Origin of the sequence: Culturomica sp., assembly GCF_003524185.1 — a bacterium.
Classification (GTDB): Bacteria; Bacteroidota; Bacteroidia; order Bacteroidales; family Marinifilaceae; genus Culturomica; species Culturomica massiliensis.
On sequence record NZ_DOED01000006.1, the window covers coordinates 160,014 to 181,010 of the forward strand.

Sequence of the window (20,997 nt, forward strand, 5' to 3'; positions counted from 1 at the left end):
CCAATACATATGAACTGCATCATCATCGGACTCAGCAATTTCGGAATAGCACTGGCACAACGGCTCACCGACCTGGGACACGAAGTTTTGGGAATTGACAAAGATATCGACAAAATAAACGAGTACCAGAACAGCATCAAAAACACAATCAGTCTGAACATCAACAGCCGGGAAGCTATAAGAACCCTGCCATTAAAAGATGCGGATATTATTTTCGTAGCCATTCGGAAAGACATCGGAGCTTCCGTTATGGCTGTTGCCACATTGAAGGAAAACGGAGCCAAACGAATTGTTGCCTGTTCGATTTCCGACCTGCATTCAACAATTCTGAAAGCTATGGGAATTACAGAAATTGTGCGTCCGGAAAAAGAATATGCGGATTTCTTCGCTTTGAAAATAGAATTGACAACTTCCATTTATTCGTATATGGTAACCCCAAACTACTTTATATACGAAATGAAATTACCCGCTCCTTTTATCGGCCGCCAATTGGGAGATGTGGAATTCGAAAAAAATTTAGGCCTGAAACTCATTGCCATCAAGCACCCGGTAAACGGAGAAGAACACGGGAAAAACCGGCTTGAATTAATCGATAAACCGGAAAACAGTTTTATCGTCGGTCAGGACGACGTATTTATTTTAGCCGGAAAACCTAAAAATTTCCAGACATTACTGAACTGAAATAAAACAGCCGAAGTTAAAAACTTCGGCTGTCACCTAAATCAGTTAAAGACTATTACTCCCCACGAATAGCCTCAATCCCCGGCAATTTCTTGCCTTCGATATATTCAAGCAATGCACCACCTCCGGTAGATACATAGCTAACTTTATCCGCCAATCCAAACTGATTGATTGCAGCCACCGAATCGCCGCCGCCGATCAATGAAAAAGCACCTTTCTCCGTCGCTTTTACAATAGCATCTGCCACAGCCTTCGTACCTTCTGCAAATTTCGGCATTTCAAAAACCCCTACCGGACCATTCCAAAGAATCGTCTTGGAATTTTCAATTACCCTGGCAAACTTTTCACGGGTAGCCGGACCGATATCCAAACCTTCCCAACCGTCGGGAATATTCATCGGATCACATACCTGCGTGTTAGCATCATTACTAAAAGCATCGGCAACGACAGCCTGATCTGAAAGCACCAGATTAACACCTGCGTCTTTTGCTTTTTGCATAATCTCACGGGCCAACTCCAACTTATCTTCCTCACAAATAGAAGAACCGACATGACCGCCCAAAGCTTTTTTAAAGGTATAAGTCATACCTCCACCCAGGATCAGGTTATCCACCTTACCCATCAGGTTCATAATAATATCGATCTTAGAAGATACTTTCGATCCTCCCATGATTGCGGTAAACGGACGTTGCGGATTTTTCATCACGTTATCTACAGCATCCAGTTCACCTTTCATCACATAGCCGAACAATTTATCATTCGGGAAGAATTTAGCGATAACAGCTGTAGAAGCGTGAGCACGGTGAGCCGTTCCAAAAGCATCATTGATCCAAACATCACCTAAATCAGCCAATTTACGGGCAAACTCTTCGTCTCCTTTTTCTTCTTCTTTATAGAAACGCAGATTTTCCAACAACAGGATTTCTCCCGGTTTCAATGAAGCTGCTTCTTTTCTTGCACTTTCTCCGATACAATCATCTGCAAATTTTACCTTCACTCCGGTTAATTCTTCCAGATGTTTTTGAATATGTTTCAGTGAAAATTTATCTTCCGGACCATTCTTCGGACGTCCCAGGTGTGACATTAAAATCACAGCACCTCCTCCGGCCAATACTTTTTTAATCGTCGGAATAGCTGCCCGCATACGCGTGTCATCCGTGATCTCAAATTTGTCATTCAAAGGCACATTAAAATCTACACGTATCAAAGCTTTTTTACCTCTGAAATCATAAGTATCAATTGACTGCATAGTTAAAATTTTAAATAATTATTTGATTTAGAATATACTTTATAAGTCTCTCTCCTCTATTTTCCGCCGTTAAAAATAACAATAAAACGAATGCCTCCCAAATATTTTCAATTTATAAAACCGACAAAAAACTCAAACGATTGTAATTTTTCCCTTATTTTTGCACTCAAATACACAAATAAAAGGGGCTCTTCAACCCTGCTCAAAATCAGATATATGACACACGAGTTATACATGCGCAAGGCATTAGAAGAAGCATCTCTGGCGGAAGAGGAAGGCGAAATTCCGGTAGGGGCAATCGTCGTTTGCAAAGGCAAAATCATCGCCCGGGCCCACAACCAGACCGAACGGCTCAATGATGTGACAGCTCACGCTGAAATGGTCGCCATCACGATGGCGGCAGCCGCTCTTGGCGGAAAATACCTGAACGAATGCACCCTTTATGTCACCCTGGAACCCTGTACCATGTGTGCCGGAGCAATGGCCTGGGCCCAACTCGGGGAATTGGTATACGGAGCTTCCGACTCCCAGCGGGGATTCAGCCGGTTAAGCCCGGCAGTGCTTCACCCCCGCACCAAAATTACTTCCGGTATTCTCGAGCCCGAATGCAGTGAGCCTGTAAAACGCTTTTTTCAAAAACGCCGCTAAGTTCCTATCCGGCAAAATACAATGCTTTAACTTTATCAAAAAAAATGATCATTCCGACCGGTATTCGCTGGATTTAAATCACCAGTCTGAAAACATTACAAACCGAATTAATTTTTAGTTTTTGTTTTTCGCCCTATCTTTGTCTCAAACTTATTGATATGGAGAATATAATTTTCACTTCGGATATACGGACTGTTCTCGACGATTGTCTGCAGGGTTTCAAACCGGAAGATATTTTTATACTGACCGATCACAATACGGCTCAGTACTGTCTTCCTTTTCTCAATCTGACCCGGATAAAAGAGACCCACCGAATATCGATACAAGAAGGTGAAGCCCATAAGTCATTGGAAAGTGCCGCTTATATCTGGAAAGTATTATCGGATCAGAGAGCCCGGAGAAATTCGGTATTGGTAAATATCGGAGGAGGCCTCGTAACGGACATCGGAGGTTTTGCAGCTTCCTGCTTCAAGCGGGGCATAAAATGCGTCAATATCCCGACAACGCTTTTAGCCCAGGTAGATGCCTCCGTCGGAGGAAAAACAGGCATCAATTTCAACGGTCTGAAAAATGAAATCGGCACATTCGCACTTCCTTCCAAAGTCATTATCGATAGCTGCTTCCTGAAAACCCTGCCGTACACTCAGCTTTTATCCGGTTGCGGGGAAATGCTGAAACACGCTTTACTGGCAGGCGGGAAACATTTTGAAAAAATCCTGCAACTGGACCTGACTCATATCGATTGGGTAAACTTTTCTTCCCTGATACAAGAGTCCGTGGAAATCAAATATGCTGTAGTACAAAGTGACCCCAAAGAAGCAGGTATCCGGAAAGCTTTAAATTTCGGACATACCGCAGGACATGCTTTAGAAAGCGCAGCTATCAGCTCCGGCCGGGAATTATCACACGGTGCAGCAGTAGCATACGGTATGATTGCAGAACTTTACCTATCCGTCCGGAAAATGGGGTTTAACTCTGCTTTATACGAAAAAATCGTCCGTTTTATCCGGAATATCTATCCGGAATACATGGTATCCGAAGACGATTCTACCCTATACGAACTCATGTTACACGATAAAAAGAACGACCGGGAAGGTGTAAACTTTACCTTATTACAAGAACCGGGAGCATTTTCTATTGACAATTATTGTTCCCGGGAAGAGATAGAGCAAGCATTGCAAGCATTAAAACAGAAGTAAGATAAAACGTATGGAAATAAGCCTGAATTCTATACCTCAAACAATAAACGGAGAAGTGAAGCTACCGGCTTCAAAAAGTATTTCCAACCGGGTATTGATACTGAACGCTTTATCGGACAGCGATATGCCGGTTGAAAATCTGTCGGATTGCGACGACACCAACCACATGCTGGAAGTGCTGAATTCTGACGACTGCCATTTCAATATCGGTCATGCGGGTACAGCCATGCGCTTTCTGACAGCTTTTCTTTCACGTATTGTCGGACGCTGGGAAATCACAGGCTCTGAACGTATGCAGCAACGTCCTGTCGGAGTACTGGTAGATGCCCTCAACAAGCTGGGAGCACATATCGAATATGCAGGCCAAAACGGTTATCCCCCTTTACGCATCTACGGTTCATACCTGAAAGGGGGCGCCATCGAAATACCGGCCTCTGTCAGCAGCCAGTATATTTCAGCGATTCTGATGATCGCTCCTTATATGGCAGACGGATTGCAACTGACATTAACCGGTAAAATCGTTTCCCGTACATACATAGATATGACCATCGCCTTGCAACGGGAATTCGGAGCTGAAATATCCGTAAAAGGACATTGTATACACGTAAAACCGGGAAATTATCGTCCGGTACACTACCGGGTAGAGTCCGACTGGAGCGGAGCTTCTTATTTCTATGAGCTATTGGCTATGACTGAAAGCGGACAAATCATTTTACCCGGCCTTCTACCCGAAAGCCTGCAAGGAGACTCGCACCAAACGGAGGTTTGGAAACAACTGGGAGTGCATACCCGTTTCACCTCACAGGGAGTCGTCATTGAGAGAAAAAATTCAGACCCAACCGGTTTAAAATACGATTTCACAGAAATGCCCGATCTGGTACAATCTTTTGCCGTAGCCTGCTGTATACGAAATATTCCTTTCGAATTTTCGGGTGTAGAAACGTTACGGATTAAAGAAACCGACCGGATCAGCGCGTTAATTACCGAATTAAAAAAGCTAGGATACATCCTGACAACCGGGGATGGCAGCCAACTGATATGGAACGGGGAGCGCAGGCAGGCGCAAACACATCCCCGGATCATGACATACAACGATCACCGCATGGCCATGGCATTTGCCCCGGCAGCCCTGAAACATCCCGGCCTAACAATCGTCGATCAGGAGGTTGTATCGAAATCCTTTCCCACCTATTGGGAACAGCTTTCGGCCTTAGGGCTCGAATTCACTTAAATAATAAAACGGCAGACCCAAGGTTCCCATACGGGATCACGCCATTGGAAACCGCATATTCACTATTTAGTATATAAACCTTTTTATTGATCCTATGTTAGAAAGCTTATTGCAATCTTCTTATTTTGCCTTATTCCTGATCGTAGCATTGGGATTTGTATTGGGACGTGTAAATTTCCGGGGCATATCACTGGACGTTTCTGCCGTAATCTTCATCGCTTTACTTTTCGGACATTTCGGCGTGATTATTCCCAAAGAACTGGGAAACTTCGGCTTGGTATTGTTCATTTTTACCATCGGCATACAAGCCGGTCCCGGCTTTTTTCATTCCTTTAAATCCAAAGGAAAAATGCTGATACTACTTACCTTATTAATTATTGGATCAGCCTGTATTACCGGTGTTATCTGCAAATATATCTTCGACTTGAATACGCCGGAAGTCGTCGGCCTGATCGCCGGGGCGCTGACCAGTACGCCCGGTTTGGCCGCAGCCATCGACAGCACACAATCTTCAGCCGCATCCATCGGATACGGTATCGCCTACCCTTTCGGGGTTATCGGGGTTATTTTATTCGTAAAGCTGTTGCCCGGTATCCTGAAAATAAATTTAAAACAGGAGGAAAAACGGCTGGAACTTCAACAACGTGACAAATTCCCGGCATTACAGACAGGCACCTTCCGGGTTACAAACGAGAATATTTTCGGAAAAAGCCTGATACAGCTTCAGGTACGTACCATGACAGGTGCCGTCATTTCCCGGATAAAACACGAAGATTCGACTTCCATCCCGACTTCGAAAACCGTTTTATTCCAAAACGATCTGATTAAAGCCGTCGGTAGCGCATCTGCCCTGCAACAACTGGGGATGTTGGTCGGAGAAGCCGTCCAGGAGGATTTGCCGCTGGCCACTTCTTACGAAATTCAATCCCTATTGCTCACCCGCAAAGAAGTCATCGGAAAAACATTGGGTAGCCTCAATTTACAGGAAACATTCGGTTGTACCATAACCCGCATAAGACGAAGCGGTATCGACCTTTCGCCGGATCCCGGATTAATACTGAAATTCGGAGACAAGCTATTATCCGTCGGCCACCAGGATAGCCTGAAAGAACTGTCCAAGCTCCTCGGTAACGATGAAAAACGGCTTTCCGATACGGACTTTTTCCCCATTGCCATGGGAATCGTATTGGGGGTACTGGTCGGGAAAATAAACATCTCTTTCTCCGATAGTTTCTCTTTTTCTCCCGGCTTGACCGGAGGAATATTGCTGACGGCTTTAGTATTGAGCTCGCTCGGTAAAACCGGTCCTATTATCTGGTCGATGTCCGGAGCCGCCAACCTATTGCTGCGTCAATTGGGACTCTTGCTTTTTTTAGCCGAAGTAGGTACCTCTGCCGGCGCAAACCTGGTCGCCACCTTCCGGGAAAGCGGCTGGACCCTTTTCGGCGTAGGTATGGCCATCACTTTAATACCCATGCTCATTGCTTCCGTTATCGGCTATTTCATTTTTAAAATCAATATTTTCGATTTACTGGGAACCATTACCGGCGGTATGACCAGTACGCCGGGCTTAGCAGCAGCCGGATCCATGACCGACAGCGATGCTCCCAGCGTCGCTTATGCAACCGTTTATCCCATCGCTATGGTATTCCTGATTATTTTCATTCAGTTGATTGCCATAGGTATGTAAAAAGCTCTGATACCGAACGGATATCAGAGCTGTATAATCGGAATACATCGCATTTTATCCCGTCAGGGCTTGAGATTCTTCATCCTGACACGCCTCAGTATATTCTGCAATTCGAAAACGACATCAGGATAAAGTAATGCCGTATTGTCCCGTTCAGCAACATCGTCGGCGATACGGTACAATTGCGGAGTACTCAGATTACCCGTTTCTATTTTCGGCCCCCAGGTAATCAGGGCAGGACCGTCGTTCGGTTCGATGTATTTCCAGTCTTTAGTACGTACGGACAAAGTATGGTTGGCAGCCTGTTCTATCACCCAGGGGCGATCTGTCTGATTCTTACCCAACCACGTACCAAGGTAATCGAAACTGTCGGGAGCTGCCCCCTTCGGCAATTCAGCCCCTACCAGCGAAGCCAGTGAAGCGAACCAGTCGATTTGCGACACCAGAGCATCGGATATCCGGTCAGGAGGAACCTGACCGGGCCATCTGACAATGACAGGAATACGGGTTCCTCCTTCAAATGCACTGTATTTGTTACCGCGAAGCGATCCTGCGGGACTATGTCCGTTCAAAAGTTCTTCCGCACGGTCCTGATATCCGTCATCTACGACAGGCCCGTTATCACTGGAAAGAATGATAAGCGTATTTTCTGCCAGCCCCAATTTATCCAAGGCATCGATGATTTGCCCCACACTCCAGTCGAATTGCACGATAGCGTCTCCCCGCAACCCCATCGGACTCTTTCCACGAAAACGCTCATGCGGAAAACGGGGAACATGTATATCGTTTGTGGCGAAATACATAAAAAAAGGCCTGTCCTTATGCTCCCGGATAAAACCGATGGCATGGGTAGTGATGGAATCGGCAATATTCTCATCTTTCCAGAGTGCCTTTCCCCCTCCCTTCATATAACCGATACGCCCGATACCGTTCACAATTGCCATATCGTGTCCGTGACTTGATTTCAGATTATAAAGCAACTCCGGATGATCTTTCCCCAGCGGTTCCCCTTCGAACGGTTTCCGGTAGCTCACTTCTATCGGAGCTTCCGGATCGTAGTCGGCAACTTTGCCGTTTTCTATGAAAACACAGGGGACACGATCGGCTGTCGCAGCCATTATATATGAATAGTCAAAACCCAGGTCGCCCAATGCAGCCGAAAGCGGAGCATTCCAATCCTGTTGCCCGTCCTTATCCCCCAATCCCAAATGCCATTTCCCGATTGCGGCAGTAACATATCCGGCATTCTTAAACATATCCGCCAGGGTATATTGCTCCGGACGGACGATCATTCCGGCATTCCCGGCCGCAACATCCGTTCCGGGACGTCGCCAGGCATATTCCCCCGTAAGCATCGAATAGCGCGAAGGCGTACTCGTCGCTGCCGTGGCATGTGCATTACGGAAACGTATACCTTCCGCTGCCAATCGATTTATATGGGGAGTCTGCACATTTTTCGCTCCATAACATTCCAAATCACCGTACCCCAAATCATCGGCATAGATAATCAAAACATTGGGGCATCGGCGGTCTGCCGAATCAGGATTGAGCTTTTCGCTTTTCTGAGTGGCACTCCCGGTTACACAGGCCAGTGAAGAAAAACAAGTGAGAAATAAATATCGTTTCATAAAATTACCGATTGATTATTTACAAATTAAATATATCATTTTTCAAGCAAACCACATTCGGCTATAGAGAATTTTTTCGTCCCCGAAGTCGTACTCAGAATTTCAAATTTCACATACAGTACACGATCGGCGTCGAACAAAACAATTTGCTCTACCGGGTTATTGGTTATATTTCCGAACCGTCCCGAAACAACCGGTCTCCCCCAATGTTTCCCGTCCGTACTCACTCTGACAGAATAATTTTCAATATGGCCCAGACCATTTTCTACCGGATAATAAGAAAATCCGGACAAATCACGCGGACTGTCCAATTTTAAAATAAATGCAGCAAGCCCTTTTTCTATTTCACCGTCCCAACGGGAATGTACATCTCCATCGGATAACGTTTTTTCATCACCCGAAAGGGAAGTTATTCCGTCCAATTTTATTCGAATACAAGCAGAAGGCACCGCATTCCGTTTTTGCCGCTCTTCTTCTTCACCGGGTAGTTGCTCCAAATAGTACATGGATAAATTACCCCAAGAAACAGACACCCGGGCATCCATAAAACGTATCCGAAACCGGTCAGCCAAAACAGGTTCTGGCAAACGGAGCATCTTTCTGAATCCAATGGTCGTACTTTGTATTACTTCTTTCCAGTCTTTACCGTTCCATACATCGATAGCAAAGCGTTCGACACGCTGACCGAAATCACAGACATTTTCTTGTAATTTTATCACATTGATCAGAGCAGGCTTTCTCAACTGTACCTCCGCCACGGCAAGTGTCGTCCCATCCGCCGTATGCCAGGAAGTAAAAGGCGTATCATCGGTAATCACGTCCGAAGGGGTTTCTCCTTCCCACCCCGCAATAGCCGTCACAACAGCACCCTTGGCATAATCCATCCGCTTCATACGGGAAATGATCTCCCCGAACTGAATCAAACGTCGGCCGTCTTTTTCCGGAATTTGTCCTGTAGGACCAGGAGACAAGTTGGGCAACAAATTCGAATTTTGTCCGACCGTCTCAAAATAACTATTCACCAAATAAGACAAAGACTTAATCGTATTGTCATCCCGCTCATTGTAAAACCATCCTTTACGTAAAGGAAGTCCTCCCCGGGAAGGATACCAAACCAAACGCTTTCTCTTCATTAAATCATCTATACTGCCCAAATCGGATAATGTCGGATCATATCCCGGCAGCGATCCGAACAACCTTTCGTTATTGTCTATCCCCTGCACACACCATTCCGTTTCACGTCCTTTCCCTTTTTCATTACCCACCCAACGTATATCGGGCGCATTGCCTGAAAGTATAACACCGGGCTGCAATTCCCGGGCTCTGCCGAATATCCGCTCCCAATCGAAAGGCATCTCTCGACCACTCACGTCGCTTGTGATCCCGGCCCCGTCAAACCAAAGTAAATAAACCGGTCCGTACTCCGTCAGCAATTCCTCCAACTGACGGATATAATAATCATTATATGCTTCTGTTCCGTATGTTTTTTCATGCATATCCCAAGGAGACAGATACAAACATAATTTCACGTCATACTCCCGGCAAGCCTCAGCAACCTCTCTGACCAAATCTCCTTTACCTTCCCGCCATGGAGAATGCGCTACGGTATGCGAAGTGTACTTACTCGGCCATACACAAAAGCCGTCGTGGTGTTTCGCGACCAGAATAATGCCTGTAATTCCTGCCTCTTTGAATATTCTCACCCACTCGCCGGCATTTAATTGCGAAGGATTGAACAGGGAAGGACTTTCCTTCCCTGTACCCCATTCCATACCGGTAAACGTATTCATCCCGATATGTATAAAACCCAACATTTCCCGCTGCTGATAATCCAGTTGCCGATACGACGGACGGACTTCCGTTGCCAATCGTATCACTTCTTCCTTCGACGGATTTTCCGGTAAAAAGACCGATATGGCTTCCTGTGCCGTCAATCCACCCCATAACAATGAAAAGATCACAGTCCATATTTGTTTTTTCTTCATTCCCATTCTCTGAATCAATTACGTAAATTCGGATTAATGTCCTGTTCCCCTTGGGGGATCGGCCATTTATAATCCATATCTCTACGGAAAGCGCGTTGATTTACGTACCATCTGCCGTATTGATCAACCGTTCCGTCCGGAGTAGGGCTTGTCCGCACCGATCCGGGAAAAGGCGCACCAAAAATATATCCGTTAAGCACCTCATGAGCAATTTCCCAGCGAAGCAAATCCCAGTAACGAATACCCTCCATTGCCAGTTCCACCCGGCGTTCATTCCTCAAAAGAGGCCGGAGCAAATCGGGGTTTGTCTGTGTTACAGACGGCATCATTACACTGGCACGCCCTCTTACTTTATTGATCGTTTCGTTCAACAAAGACGGTGTAATCACCTCTCCGGCTTCCAGCTTAGCCTCCAAATAACTCAGCAAAACTTCGGCATAACGGATAACGGGAACATTCCCTCCATAACTATTCTTATCCCCCGAATATGCCTCATCAAAATATTTACGCATCATCAGCCCCGTTTGGGTCGTTTGACCGCCCGCCACTTTATCCGGACTATTGGAATCAGGGTGGCAATCATAGACCTTTCCTTTAAAAACAGCTCCGTTATAATAAATCGTATAATTCAAACGAGGATCGCGGTTTTTACCCAGATCTGCAGGATCATAAAGTGGGCTGTTATAACTGAAAGGCGTTCCGTCCGTAAATTCGTATGCCTCGAACAACCCTCCTGCTACATTGATCAGACACCATCCGCCGTCTTTTACGGGTAATGCATGCTGCATCAATGCCATTCCGGCCAGATTCTCTAAATATTGCATTGAAAAAATATTCTCGCTGCTGTTTTCATTACTGGGTAAAAAAATCGACTGATAATTCGGATCGATATCATTATCCCCGAAATCAATGATTTGTTTGTAAGCTGCCGCCGCCTCAGGATACATTTTAGCCCCTAAACAGGTACGTCCCAAAAAGGCAAGAGCCGCTTGTTTAGTAGCCCGTCCCGTTTCATTTGTCTGCAAATCTTTAAAACGGGGTAAATCGGCTGCCGCTTCGGTAAATTCCTGGATAATAAAATCCGTGATTCGGGCTTTGGACGCCTTTTCCACCATATTGGCTTCATCTTTCGTCAGCACTTTCGTTACCAAAGGCACGTCATGAAAAAAAGAAGACAGGTAAAAATACTGAGCAGCCCTTATAAAACGGGCTTCGGCCGTCAAACGGGTTCTGACGGCCTCATCTGTCAATTTCGAAACCCCTTCGAGAAAACGGTTACAACGTGTAATTTTAGCGTATGAATTGCTCCAATATGCGCTAACATAACCGTTATTAGGCAACAAAGCCCCATTGGTCATTTTATAAAAATTAGAATTGGTCCCCCGGCGATCATAGGCATTGTCCGTAGGAAATTCCATAAACAACAACCCTCCATACGACCACCAGTCCGTAGGCCCGTATTCCGGGGAATTAAACAGAATATTTGCTTTATAAATACCAGTCAGAGCGAGTGTCGCGTTATCTTCACTGGTCCAGAAACTCTCTTCCGAAAACTGATCCAACGGGAAACGTTCCAGATCACAAGATATACATGCAAGCACATATATCAGCAAACAAACAATTGTATATTTTATCTTTACCATAACCATTAAAAATTTAAGTTGACACCGAAGGTATAAGTCGCCAGAATGGGATAATAGTTGCCATTGGTATTCTGCTCCGGATCCCATCCTTTTCTGTATTTATTCCACGACAGCGGATTCTCAGCCTGAACATAGAGGCGTAATCCGCCCAACTTGGCTGAATGCATCCATTTCTTAGGAAACGAGTAGCCCAGTCGAATATTTCTTAAACGGACATAAGAAGCATTCAAAATCCAAAAATCAGAAGTCACAATATTGGGACTGACGGAATTGCTCAAGTCCTCTACCCGTGGATATTTAGGATAACGTACCGGTTTTTCCGGCCTGAAACGTCCGTCAGCCTGCCACCTTTGGATATTTCCGTCTCCCCTGAAAGCATAACCGGCAAAATCTCCCAAAGAGCCTTTGACTCCGGCCACGCCTTGAATCAAAATAGCCAGATCGAATCCTTTATATTCCGCTTCCAGATTAAAACCGAAAGTAAATTTCGGAATACGTGTTCCCAAGTACACCCGATCGTAATTAGGATCGATTATTCCATCCGGTTTGCCGTCTGGCCCACTGATGTCTTTATAACGGATATCTCCGGGTTTTGCATTCGGTGTTACCTTTTTTTGATCATGCCAGGCCTGAATATCAGCATCATTCAGGAAAACCCCGTCTGAAAGATAACCGTAATACATCTGTATAGGATAACCGACAAATAAATCGCTTCCATTCCCCACCATACCGTTCAATTGCTCCACATTACCAACTCCTAATGTTTGTAATTCATTCCTGATAATACTCAAATTGGCATTCAGGTGATACACAAACTCTCCGACACGGTGACGATGCCCGATTTCAAATTCCCACCCGTAATTTTTCAGTTTTCCGGTGTTCATAACGGAAATACCCTGTCCCAACACAGAAGATATGCTTCCGCTTGGCCGATACAAAATATCGTATGTTTTACGGGTAAAATAAGAAACACCGAAACTCAAAAGCCCATTCCAAAGCGTTGCTTCGATCCCGCCGTCGATCGTCTCTGTTTCTTCCCATTTTATAGTGGGATCGATGGCAGTCGTCACAGCAGCTCCCTGTGCAAAATTTTCACCGAAGGGATAATTTTGCCCCAATACATATACGGATTGATAAGGATAATTACCTATATTCTGGTTTCCCAAGCGTCCCCACGACACTTTTAGCTTCAAAGCCGATACCCACGATAAGAGCTCGCTCTCTTTAAAAAAGCTTTCTTCCGAAATTCTCCAACCGGCAGCTACCGAAGGAAACAAACCGAACTTCTTGTTTTTAGGAAAGCGGGATGAACCGTCGTAACGCACGGTAGACTCCAATAAATAACGCTCGTTAAAATTATATTTCAACCGACCGAAATAGGATTGAAGCGCCCAACCATATCCTCCTCCCGAGGCTTTCTGATTATCGGGCGAACCGGCATTCAGATAAGGCAAATCATTGCCCGGAAATTTATCACGCGAACCCTGCACACCCCTGTTATCCTCCTGCTCCCAGGAATATCCCAATAAGGCATTCAGATGATGTCCGCCGATCCGCTTATTGTAATCGGCTGTCGCCTGAAAGGTTTTATAAATAGTTTTACCCATAAAATGAGTCAGGCTCGAAGGTCCCAAAAGCTGACCACCTGTCAGTTTCATCGTAGCTCGGTAAGTACGTCTTTCACCATTTGAATAAGTATAAGCGCCGATAGCCGACAACGTGAGGTCCTTGACAGGCTTGTAATCCAGACGTAGATTGGCATTTACGGAAAACCAGGGATTTTCAAAAAACGAACCGCTCTTGATCCATGCCGGAGGTGTACCATGGCCCTCACGTCCCAAACCGAACGACCCGTCGGAAAGTACAGAAGGCGTCAACCCCGGAAAACGCACCGCTTTACTGATCATATTGATCATTTCTGCAGCATCGTCCCCTCCCGGAGCCAACGGTTCGTTACGTATGGAATAAACACCGGACAAACGTGTGGATAATGTCAGATTAGGAAATATACCATTAATCATGTTCACTCGAGCATTATAACGCTGGTAATCATTACGTTCTATGATCCCGTTCTGTCGCAGGTAACCGAACGATATCATATACTTATTTTGTGTGTTTCCACCGTTAACGGTAAGGTTGTGACCGGTTTGAAAACCGTTTCGGGAAAAAAGTTCGTCCAGATAACGGGCATTGGCATAGCGATCGGGATCACTTCCATCTTTAAACTTCTGAATTTCTTCAGGCGTATAAGCCTGCCTGCCTACAGCCTCATTATAAATCGTAGCATATTCCCAAGTATCGACAAACTCCGGTAATTCTGTCGGTTTGTTAAATCCGACATAACCGCTGTAGTTTACCGTTATTCTCCCCTCACGTCCTGTTTTAGTTGTCACCAAAATAACCCCGTTCGCTGCACGGGAACCATATATCGCCGCTGTCGAAGCATCTTTCAATACGGAAATAGACTCCACATCTTCTGCATTGATGTCATTTAATGAACCCGGTATACCGTCGATCAAAACCAATGCATCCGATTTATTACTTTCTCCTCCGAAAGAACCAACACCACGAACACGGATTTCTCCACCTCCGGCTCCCGGCCTTCCCGTTCGCTGAATAACGGTAACACCGGCCATTTGCCCGGTCAATGCGTTAGAAAGCTGCGGTGTCGAACGACTTTCCAGCTTATTGCTACCTATCAAGGCGATAGAACCGATTACGTTTACTTTCTTTTCCGTTCCATAACCGACCACCACGATTTCGTCCAATGTCTGCAAATCCTCAGCCAATTCGATAAAATAGTCCGTCCTGTTACCTACCGTAATTTCTTTTGTAACATAGCCGATATAGGAAATCTGTAATTTAACACCCTGGGATACCTCCAGCGAAAAATGACCGTTTACATCGGTACTCGTTCCGCTACTAGTCCCTTTTACGACCACATTGGCTCCGATAATCGGCAAACCGGACGCATCGACAATCGTACCGGTTATTTTACCATCTTCCTGTTTTTCGTTACCGAGTAATACGATCTTATTGTTTTCAATTCGATACTTGTAAGAAGCAAGAATCCGGCTCAATACCTCGCGAATACTGCCGTTGCGTATATTTATATTCACTTTCTTATTCAAATCAACAACAGAATTATTAAAAAAGAATACAAATTGTGTTTCTGCTTCAATGGTTTTAATCGCTTCACCGAGTGTAACGTCTGACAATTTCAAGTTGATTTTTGTACTTTGGGCATAACTTTCCTGTACGAATACCTGGAACAGGGAAATGACAACGAATAGAAATATCGGTTTCATTTTCCCGAATGAATTAATGTTAAGAATGGGCATAATACACCCATACATGGATTTTTTTTTCATACATTTGCAATGTTTAAGTTTTACATATTGCTCACACGCTCTTACCTTTGTGAGCAGTTTGTTTAATTTGATTCCGGGCAGATGCTAACAGCGTCTGCCTGTTTTTAAATATTTGTTTTTATCAAACCATAAGCCATAAATTTATTAAATTGATAATCTGTTCTATCTGCCTGCCGGGCTTACCACGACTCTGTCACCATCGATTCTATATTTTACCGGAACAATCATTTCCAGAAGTTCAAATATTTCATCCGGCGATTCTTTCCGGATCACCAGTGATAAACGCTGTTCCAACGGAACCCCTTGATCGCACACGATTTCTATTCCATACCACCGTTTCATCCGATACAGGACAACTGCCAATGTCTCATTCGTACAAACCAGTCTTTCATTAATCCAAAGAATATAATCAGCCGCATTGACCTTCGTCAACCGATAAGTGCCGGTTTGTTTGTCACAGGTGATTTTCTGATTCGGTTCAAGAATGGCTTTTTTTTGCGTACCGGGAAAAAATACCTCAACCCTGCCGGTTAGTAAAGTAGTTTCGCTCGTCGCTTTCGATTCGTAGTTTTTCACATCGAAACGGGTACCGAGCACATGAACCGACATACCGTTTGTCTCTACATAGAAAGGCATTTTTTCGTTTTTTATTACTTCGAAATAACCTTCACCTTCCAGAGACACCCTCCGGCAATCAGAGTCAAATACCTCCGGATAGATCAATTTACTGTCTGCATTCAGCCAAACCCGCGTTCCGTCGGGCAAAGTAACAACACCCTTACTGTCTTTGCCTATAATCACCCGGTTCATCACACTCGCTTCCGCTTGTCCGTGCTGTCCCAAGTAGTTCCGGCTCCCGGTAAAATAACCGCCTGTCAGACAGAGAATACAGAAAATAACCGCTGCGGCCTTTCGGATACAAGCATGCAAACGGATACGCTTTCGTCTCGTATCCATAGCCCTCACTTCCGCCTCAAAATGCCGGAATGCTCTCCTGGCATAATCCGAATCGGCCAAAGGTGATTTTCCCGACACCAGCCAAATATCACGCATTTGCGAGAAAAGTTTTCTATTTTCAGAACTTTCTCTCAACCAATCCAAAAACAGCCGTTTTTCTTCATCAGTAGCTTCTCCCTGCAGATATTTTACAATTATACCGTTCATCTCCTATCCATATATTAAAATTCCGAAACTTAAACCTCTTTATATCTATCACAAGTTAAAAAGAGATTACCCTACCTGATAACTAAAAAAATTGTTTTTATTGAAAAATAGTTTAAGTTTGTAAAATAACAAGTACGGCCACCTGGATGAGAAAATTAAAAACAAACTATAAAAACAATGAGATAACTCTGTTCAAAGAGCTATTTGACAAATATTTCCAATCAATGGTCACTTATGCTTATCGCTATGTCAATGACTGGCAAACCGCTGAAGATATCGCACAAAATGTTTTTATGGCTCTTTGGATAAAAAAAGAAAGTATCGATTTCGAGAAACCCATTAAGCCCTATTTATACAAAGCCATTTACAACAAATCGATCAATCATCTCAATTCCGTACTGATACAACGCCGGACCGATGTACCGGAAACCACAGATATCCTGTTGAACCGTGAAATTCTGGATTACAACCAGTACGATACATTGCTGCTTAAAGAAATAAAAGGAGAAATCGACTCTTTTGTCGATACCCTTCCACCACAATGCAGAAAAGTGTTCCTATTGAGCCGCGAAGAGCATCTAAGAAATAAAGAAATAGCCGAAAAACTCCATATCAGCGAAAAGGCCGTGGAAAAACATATATCCAAAGCACTGAACGAAATCCGCAATCATTTGATCAAACTGGATATGATACCGTTCTATATCCTGCTGTTGCTTCCATCGCAAATGAACTCATAAAAAACAAACGGAAATTGGTACGTCCCCGCTTTTATCCTGCATTCTTTATAAATTACAGGAAAAGAAAAAGTCTGCAATATCAAGATATTGCAGACTTTTACTAAACTTGTTGCCGATTGGCTTTTTGTCAGTGATCCCGACGGGAATCGAACCCATATCAAAGGAACCGGAATCCTTCATTTTATCCATTAAACTACGGGACCAATTGCGATTGCAAAGATAATAAAATTTGAAAGAAAAAGGGGATTTGAAATCCCCTTTTTTTCTTTATTAATTTCTCGTCACTTTCTGACGGGCTCCGTAGTTGATTCTCAAAGAATTAGCCTTACGCAATTCCTGCTTTACATCCGTAACGATACCCATCGTTGTTTCCGATTGTACTTTCAGGTTATTGGTAATACTATTTCTTTCTTCTTCTTTCCGGGCTTCACGTTCTGCAGCCACAAACGCTCCCAAATCCTGTAAAGTTGCAAACTTATCGTTCAACTGAATACGGGGTTCGGTTCCGTATGCCTTTTGGAATTGCATGGTCGGCTTTCCTATGTAAATATTACTTACCAACGATTTCTTTTCCAATTTGGCAATCTGTGTCGCTTCAGGTAAATTATTCTGAATCATCAGGGTCACTTCGCGCATCGTCGTACTAACCATGAAGAAGAACAACAACATGAACACTATATCAGGTAATGACGCTGTAGAAATAGCGGGAGTTTCTTTTTTCCCTCCTTTTTTAAATTTTGCCATTATTTTTTCCCTCCTATATTTTTAGGTTCTGCTTCAGATATCGACATGGGAACCTGCTTTCTGAGCGCTTCCTGTTGATCCGAGGTCAGGGCTGAATATTTCTTACCCCACTTTGTCACCGCTTTCCGATCCCTTACTTCATTATAAGCAGCTGCAAGCTGATCTTGTACGGCGATATACATTTCATAGGAAGTACCCTTGTCGCTCTGCAAAGAAACAATACCTTTCGACACTTCTACATTTCCTAACAAATCGATGTTTTCCACCTTTTTTTCAGGTAAATTTTCGTCATTCATCGGATTGAGAAGAAATTCGATGGTTCTCTCTTTAAGCTTAGATACATCCATCAATTCACCGTTTACAGCAAGCTGGTTATTTCTATTCACCAATACCTGCAAAATATTACGTTTTGCAACTTTCGGGACTTCAGTATCATCCTGCTGATATGGCGGCAATTTTCGGAACATACCGGAATCTACGTTCATTGTCGTTGTCGCCAAGAAGAATACAAGCAACAAGAAAGCGATATCGGCTGTCGAAGTAGCATTAATTTCTGGTGTCTTTTTTGCCATATTTTTCGTTTTTATCTATTCCCTCCCGGGGAATGATTATCTTACTTTTCTAAGCAGTTCTGTTGCAAAAATTGCAATAATAGCTGCTCCAAACAGAATGTACATCGTATAAATAATGGTATCCGAGAAAATCAGCCGTGAAGGAACATTGTCCGTTCCGCTGTAACCGATAATATTCATAGGAGTACCGTCAGCCATTGCATACGCGATCAGAACAACGACAGCCAAAGCAGCCAATCCGATAAAACTCTTCATAGCCTGTTTCGGTCTCGTAAACAACCGCACAATGGGGAATATTACTGCTGCAATAACTGCAATAACAAATAATACGTATGCCCAATTCAATAATGAAGCTGTGTAAACCGGTGTTGTATATTGCTGGTCGGGCACATCACCTCCCCAGATAAACATACCCAAGATCACCGCCGTAACAGCAAACATTACTATGGTAACGATTTTCAATATCTTTTCAGTCATGGTTGATTATTTATTTTTTTGGTTGTATTTTACTAAGATATCCAACAAACTTACTGAAGCATCTTCCATATTGTTAACAATGCCTTCGATTTTTGAATTACAGTAGTTGAAGAATATCTGCAGAATCATAGCTACGATCAAACCACCAACGGTCGTAATCAAAGCCACCTTGATACCTCCTGCAACCAAAGCCGGACTCATATCACCAGCAGCCTGAATGTTATCGAAAGCTTCGATCATACCGATTACCGTTCCCAAGAATCCCAACATCGGAGCGATAGCGATAAACAATGAAATCCAGGTCAGACCTTTTTCCAAAAGACCCATCTGTACTGAACCGTAAGATACAACTGATTTCTCAACCATATCAACACCCTGATCGTAACGGGAAAGTCCCTGATAAAAGATGCTGGCCACCGGACCGCGTGCGTTGCGGCAATATTCTTTTGCAGCTTCGATACCGCCGTTGTTCAATGCATCTTCAACACCGTTAACCAATTTCTTGGTATTGGTATCAGAAAGATTCAAATAAATTACTCTCTCGATAGCTACAGCCAAACCGAAAATCAAACACAATACAACGGCAGCCATAAATCCGGCACCACCTTCGATAAATTTCTGTTTGATGGCAGCATGCATTGATGTACTTTCAACAACATCTTCATCCAGCGTCTGGGTCGTAGTTGTCTGTGTTTCCGTTTGTGCAGCAGGTTCTGTTGATTCCTGAGCCATTAGCATAGACGATGCTCCAATAGTAAGCATTCCTAAAACTGCTATTAGTGCAAATAATTTTCTCATGATCTCTTTAACTGATTTTTAGTTTATAAATAATTAAAATTTAACTCTATATATTTCTATTTTAATTCGCAAACCTTTGAGTCTCCCTACTACACTCCGAAAGACGGGGCAAGGTACAAAAAAAATGTTAAAATCCAATATGATTTACGGTTATTTCTCCTTTTAGAGCCGAATTTAAACTTTTTTTTATTTCATTAGCGTCTTTCTCCCGGGCCAATAAATGCATCATTTTACATACGGCAGCTTCCGTTGTAATATCGTATCCGCTTGTCACTCCGCTCCTTAAAAGTTCCCGACTGGTTTCATAACGCCCCATTTCCACGGTTCCTCCCTGGCATTGGGTGACATTGTAAATCAATATCCCTTTTTCGCAGGCTTTCCGGACTTTACCCAAAAAAACCTCATCCGTCGGCGCATTCCCTGACCCATAAGTCTCCAGAATCAACCCCTTCAAACCCGGCATTTCAATAACGGCATCGATAAATTCAGGCCGGATACCCGGAAATATCTTCAGAATAGCGATATGGGTATCCATATCCGTATAAGCAGATACCTCCCCGATCCGAGGCGCATAATCGATCGCTCCGTAATTGTAATGAATGTGGATACCTATTTCCGCCAGCGGCGGATAATTAAACGACTGAAAAGCATCAAAACTTTCAGCATTGATTTTTGTCGTCCGGTTACCCCTGAACAATTTGGCCCCGAACAAAATACAAACTTCCGGAACAACGGCCTTGCCTTCAATTTCTGCCGCTGCAATTTCCAAAGCAGCGATCAGATTCTCCCGTCCGTCTGTCCGGATTTTCCCGATAGGCAATTGTGAACCGGTAAAGACCACCGGTTTCGTCAGATTATTGAGCATAAAGCTCAACGCCGAAGCAGAATAAGCCATTGTATCCGTACCGTGCAAAATGACAAAACCGGAATATTTTTCGTAATTCTCCAGAATGATATCACATAACTCTTTCCATAATTGAGGCTTTACATCTGAAGAATCAATCAGCTTAGGCAACGTATAACTATCAATCTTAAACCCAAATTCCTTAATTTCGGGTACGGCATTCATGATTTGTTCAAAATCAAACGGACACAAAGCGCCGGTTTCAGGATCATTGATCATCCCGATAGTACCACCCGTATATATGATTAAGATCGATCTGGTCATCATGACATATTT

At 43.9% G+C, this 20,997-nt stretch carries 17 protein-coding genes and 1 tRNA gene; 6 read left to right on the forward strand and 12 right to left on the reverse strand.

Annotated features, from left to right (window positions below; all coding sequences use genetic code 11):
- Nucleotides 1–9: 9 nt before the first annotated feature.
- On the forward strand, nucleotides 10–681 hold the full coding sequence (locus DD657_RS02145) for a potassium channel family protein (RefSeq protein ID WP_021989422.1): 672 nt from the start codon (nucleotides 10–12) through the stop codon (nucleotides 679–681).
- A 55-nt stretch (nucleotides 682–736) separates the two neighbouring features.
- Here DD657_RS02145 and DD657_RS02150 read toward each other — a convergent pair whose 3' ends face one another.
- On the reverse strand, nucleotides 737–1,930 hold the full coding sequence (locus tag DD657_RS02150; protein WP_021989423.1) for a phosphoglycerate kinase: 1,194 nt from the start codon (nucleotides 1,928–1,930) through the stop codon (nucleotides 737–739).
- Between the two features lie 216 nt (nucleotides 1,931–2,146).
- On the opposite strand from DD657_RS02150, the gene DD657_RS02155 reads away from it, so the two are divergent.
- From DD657_RS02155 to DD657_RS02170, 4 genes are all read left to right on the forward strand, one after another.
- A complete protein-coding gene (locus DD657_RS02155; RefSeq protein WP_068692314.1) occupies nucleotides 2,147–2,578 on the forward strand; it encodes a nucleoside deaminase in 432 nt (143 codons plus the stop codon).
- A gap of 158 nt (nucleotides 2,579–2,736) precedes the next feature.
- Nucleotides 2,737–3,777: a 3-dehydroquinate synthase gene (gene aroB / locus DD657_RS02160; protein WP_287048302.1), complete on the forward strand. Its 1,041-nt coding sequence runs from the start codon at nucleotides 2,737–2,739 to the stop codon at nucleotides 3,775–3,777.
- A 10-nt stretch (nucleotides 3,778–3,787) separates the two neighbouring features.
- On the forward strand, nucleotides 3,788–5,008 hold the full coding sequence (locus tag DD657_RS02165) for a 3-phosphoshikimate 1-carboxyvinyltransferase (RefSeq protein WP_287048304.1): 1,221 nt from the start codon (nucleotides 3,788–3,790) through the stop codon (nucleotides 5,006–5,008).
- A gap of 94 nt (nucleotides 5,009–5,102) precedes the next feature.
- A complete protein-coding gene (locus tag DD657_RS02170) occupies nucleotides 5,103–6,698 on the forward strand; it encodes an aspartate:alanine exchanger family transporter (protein WP_287048306.1) in 1,596 nt (531 codons plus the stop codon).
- Nucleotides 6,699–6,760: 62 nt separating this feature from the next.
- On the opposite strand, the gene DD657_RS02175 is transcribed toward DD657_RS02170, so the two are convergent.
- The 5 genes from DD657_RS02175 to DD657_RS02195 all read right to left on the reverse strand — a co-directional run bounded on the left by DD657_RS02175 (nucleotide 6,761) and on the right by DD657_RS02195 (nucleotide 16,489).
- Nucleotides 6,761–8,326, reverse strand: coding sequence for a sulfatase family protein (locus DD657_RS02175; protein WP_287048307.1), 1,566 nt, complete (start codon nucleotides 8,324–8,326; stop codon nucleotides 6,761–6,763).
- Between the two features lie 35 nt (nucleotides 8,327–8,361).
- On the reverse strand, nucleotides 8,362–10,317 hold the full coding sequence (locus DD657_RS02180; RefSeq protein WP_287048309.1) for an alpha-L-fucosidase: 1,956 nt from the start codon (nucleotides 10,315–10,317) through the stop codon (nucleotides 8,362–8,364).
- Between the two features lie 8 nt (nucleotides 10,318–10,325).
- Nucleotides 10,326–11,954, reverse strand: coding sequence for a RagB/SusD family nutrient uptake outer membrane protein (locus tag DD657_RS02185; protein ID WP_287048311.1), 1,629 nt, complete (start codon nucleotides 11,952–11,954; stop codon nucleotides 10,326–10,328).
- Between the two features lie 5 nt (nucleotides 11,955–11,959).
- On the reverse strand, nucleotides 11,960–15,325 hold the full coding sequence (locus DD657_RS02190) for a TonB-dependent receptor (protein WP_287048313.1): 3,366 nt from the start codon (nucleotides 15,323–15,325) through the stop codon (nucleotides 11,960–11,962).
- Nucleotides 15,326–15,487: 162 nt separating this feature from the next.
- Nucleotides 15,488–16,489: a FecR family protein gene (locus DD657_RS02195; protein ID WP_287048315.1), complete on the reverse strand. Its 1,002-nt coding sequence runs from the start codon at nucleotides 16,487–16,489 to the stop codon at nucleotides 15,488–15,490.
- Between the two features lie 146 nt (nucleotides 16,490–16,635).
- On the opposite strand from DD657_RS02195, the gene DD657_RS02200 reads away from it, so the two are divergent.
- A complete protein-coding gene (locus DD657_RS02200) occupies nucleotides 16,636–17,226 on the forward strand; it encodes an RNA polymerase sigma-70 factor (protein WP_287048317.1) in 591 nt (196 codons plus the stop codon).
- A 131-nt stretch (nucleotides 17,227–17,357) separates the two neighbouring features.
- On the opposite strand, the gene DD657_RS02205 is transcribed toward DD657_RS02200, so the two are convergent.
- The 6 genes from DD657_RS02205 to DD657_RS02230 all read right to left on the reverse strand — a co-directional run bounded on the left by DD657_RS02205 (nucleotide 17,358) and on the right by DD657_RS02230 (nucleotide 20,985).
- Nucleotides 17,358–17,429: transfer RNA gene (locus DD657_RS02205), tRNA-Arg, on the reverse strand.
- Nucleotides 17,430–17,496: 67 nt separating this feature from the next.
- Nucleotides 17,497–17,970, reverse strand: coding sequence for an ExbD/TolR family protein (locus DD657_RS02210; RefSeq protein WP_118774072.1), 474 nt, complete (start codon nucleotides 17,968–17,970; stop codon nucleotides 17,497–17,499).
- Nucleotides 17,970–18,542: an ExbD/TolR family protein gene (locus DD657_RS02215; RefSeq protein WP_118774073.1), complete on the reverse strand. Its 573-nt coding sequence runs from the start codon at nucleotides 18,540–18,542 to the stop codon at nucleotides 17,970–17,972. Before DD657_RS02215 ends, DD657_RS02210 begins: the two co-directional genes overlap by 1 nt.
- A gap of 36 nt (nucleotides 18,543–18,578) precedes the next feature.
- Entirely contained in the window at nucleotides 18,579–19,019 is a 441-nt protein-coding gene (locus DD657_RS02220) for a hypothetical protein (protein WP_021989431.1), read from the reverse strand.
- Between the two features lie 6 nt (nucleotides 19,020–19,025).
- Complete coding sequence (locus DD657_RS02225; RefSeq protein ID WP_021989432.1) at nucleotides 19,026–19,817, reverse strand: MotA/TolQ/ExbB proton channel family protein; 792 nt, start codon at nucleotides 19,815–19,817, stop codon at nucleotides 19,026–19,028.
- Nucleotides 19,818–19,944: 127 nt separating this feature from the next.
- Nucleotides 19,945–20,985 (reverse strand): asparaginase, encoded by a 1,041-nt coding sequence (locus DD657_RS02230; protein ID WP_082989339.1) that lies wholly within the window; start codon nucleotides 20,983–20,985, stop codon nucleotides 19,945–19,947.
- Nucleotides 20,986–20,997 lie beyond the last annotated feature (12 nt).

Coding starts and splice junctions, on each gene's coding strand:
- DD657_RS02145 (WP_021989422.1), top strand. CDS start 10: ATGAACTGCATCATCATCGGACTCAGCAATTTCGGAATAGCACTGGCA.
- DD657_RS02150 (WP_021989423.1), bottom strand. CDS start 1,930: ATGCAGTCAATTGATACTTATGATTTCAGAGGTAAAAAAGCTTTGATA.
- DD657_RS02155 (WP_068692314.1), top strand. CDS start 2,147: ATGACACACGAGTTATACATGCGCAAGGCATTAGAAGAAGCATCTCTG.
- aroB (WP_287048302.1), top strand. CDS start 2,737: ATGGAGAATATAATTTTCACTTCGGATATACGGACTGTTCTCGACGAT.
- DD657_RS02165 (WP_287048304.1), top strand. CDS start 3,788: ATGGAAATAAGCCTGAATTCTATACCTCAAACAATAAACGGAGAAGTG.
- DD657_RS02170 (WP_287048306.1), top strand. CDS start 5,103: ATGTTAGAAAGCTTATTGCAATCTTCTTATTTTGCCTTATTCCTGATC.
- DD657_RS02175 (WP_287048307.1), bottom strand. CDS start 8,326: ATGAAACGATATTTATTTCTCACTTGTTTTTCTTCACTGGCCTGTGTA.
- DD657_RS02180 (WP_287048309.1), bottom strand. CDS start 10,317: ATGGGAATGAAGAAAAAACAAATATGGACTGTGATCTTTTCATTGTTA.
- DD657_RS02185 (WP_287048311.1), bottom strand. CDS start 11,954: ATGGTAAAGATAAAATATACAATTGTTTGTTTGCTGATATATGTGCTT.
- DD657_RS02190 (WP_287048313.1), bottom strand. CDS start 15,325: ATGAAAAAAAAATCCATGTATGGGTGTATTATGCCCATTCTTAACATT.
- DD657_RS02195 (WP_287048315.1), bottom strand. CDS start 16,489: ATGAACGGTATAATTGTAAAATATCTGCAGGGAGAAGCTACTGATGAA.
- DD657_RS02200 (WP_287048317.1), top strand. CDS start 16,636: ATGAGAAAATTAAAAACAAACTATAAAAACAATGAGATAACTCTGTTC.
- DD657_RS02210 (WP_118774072.1), bottom strand. CDS start 17,970: ATGGCAAAATTTAAAAAAGGAGGGAAAAAAGAAACTCCCGCTATTTCT.
- DD657_RS02215 (WP_118774073.1), bottom strand. CDS start 18,542: ATGGCAAAAAAGACACCAGAAATTAATGCTACTTCGACAGCCGATATC.
- DD657_RS02220 (WP_021989431.1), bottom strand. CDS start 19,019: ATGACTGAAAAGATATTGAAAATCGTTACCATAGTAATGTTTGCTGTT.
- DD657_RS02225 (WP_021989432.1), bottom strand. CDS start 19,817: ATGAGAAAATTATTTGCACTAATAGCAGTTTTAGGAATGCTTACTATT.
- DD657_RS02230 (WP_082989339.1), bottom strand. CDS start 20,985: ATGACCAGATCGATCTTAATCATATATACGGGTGGTACTATCGGGATG.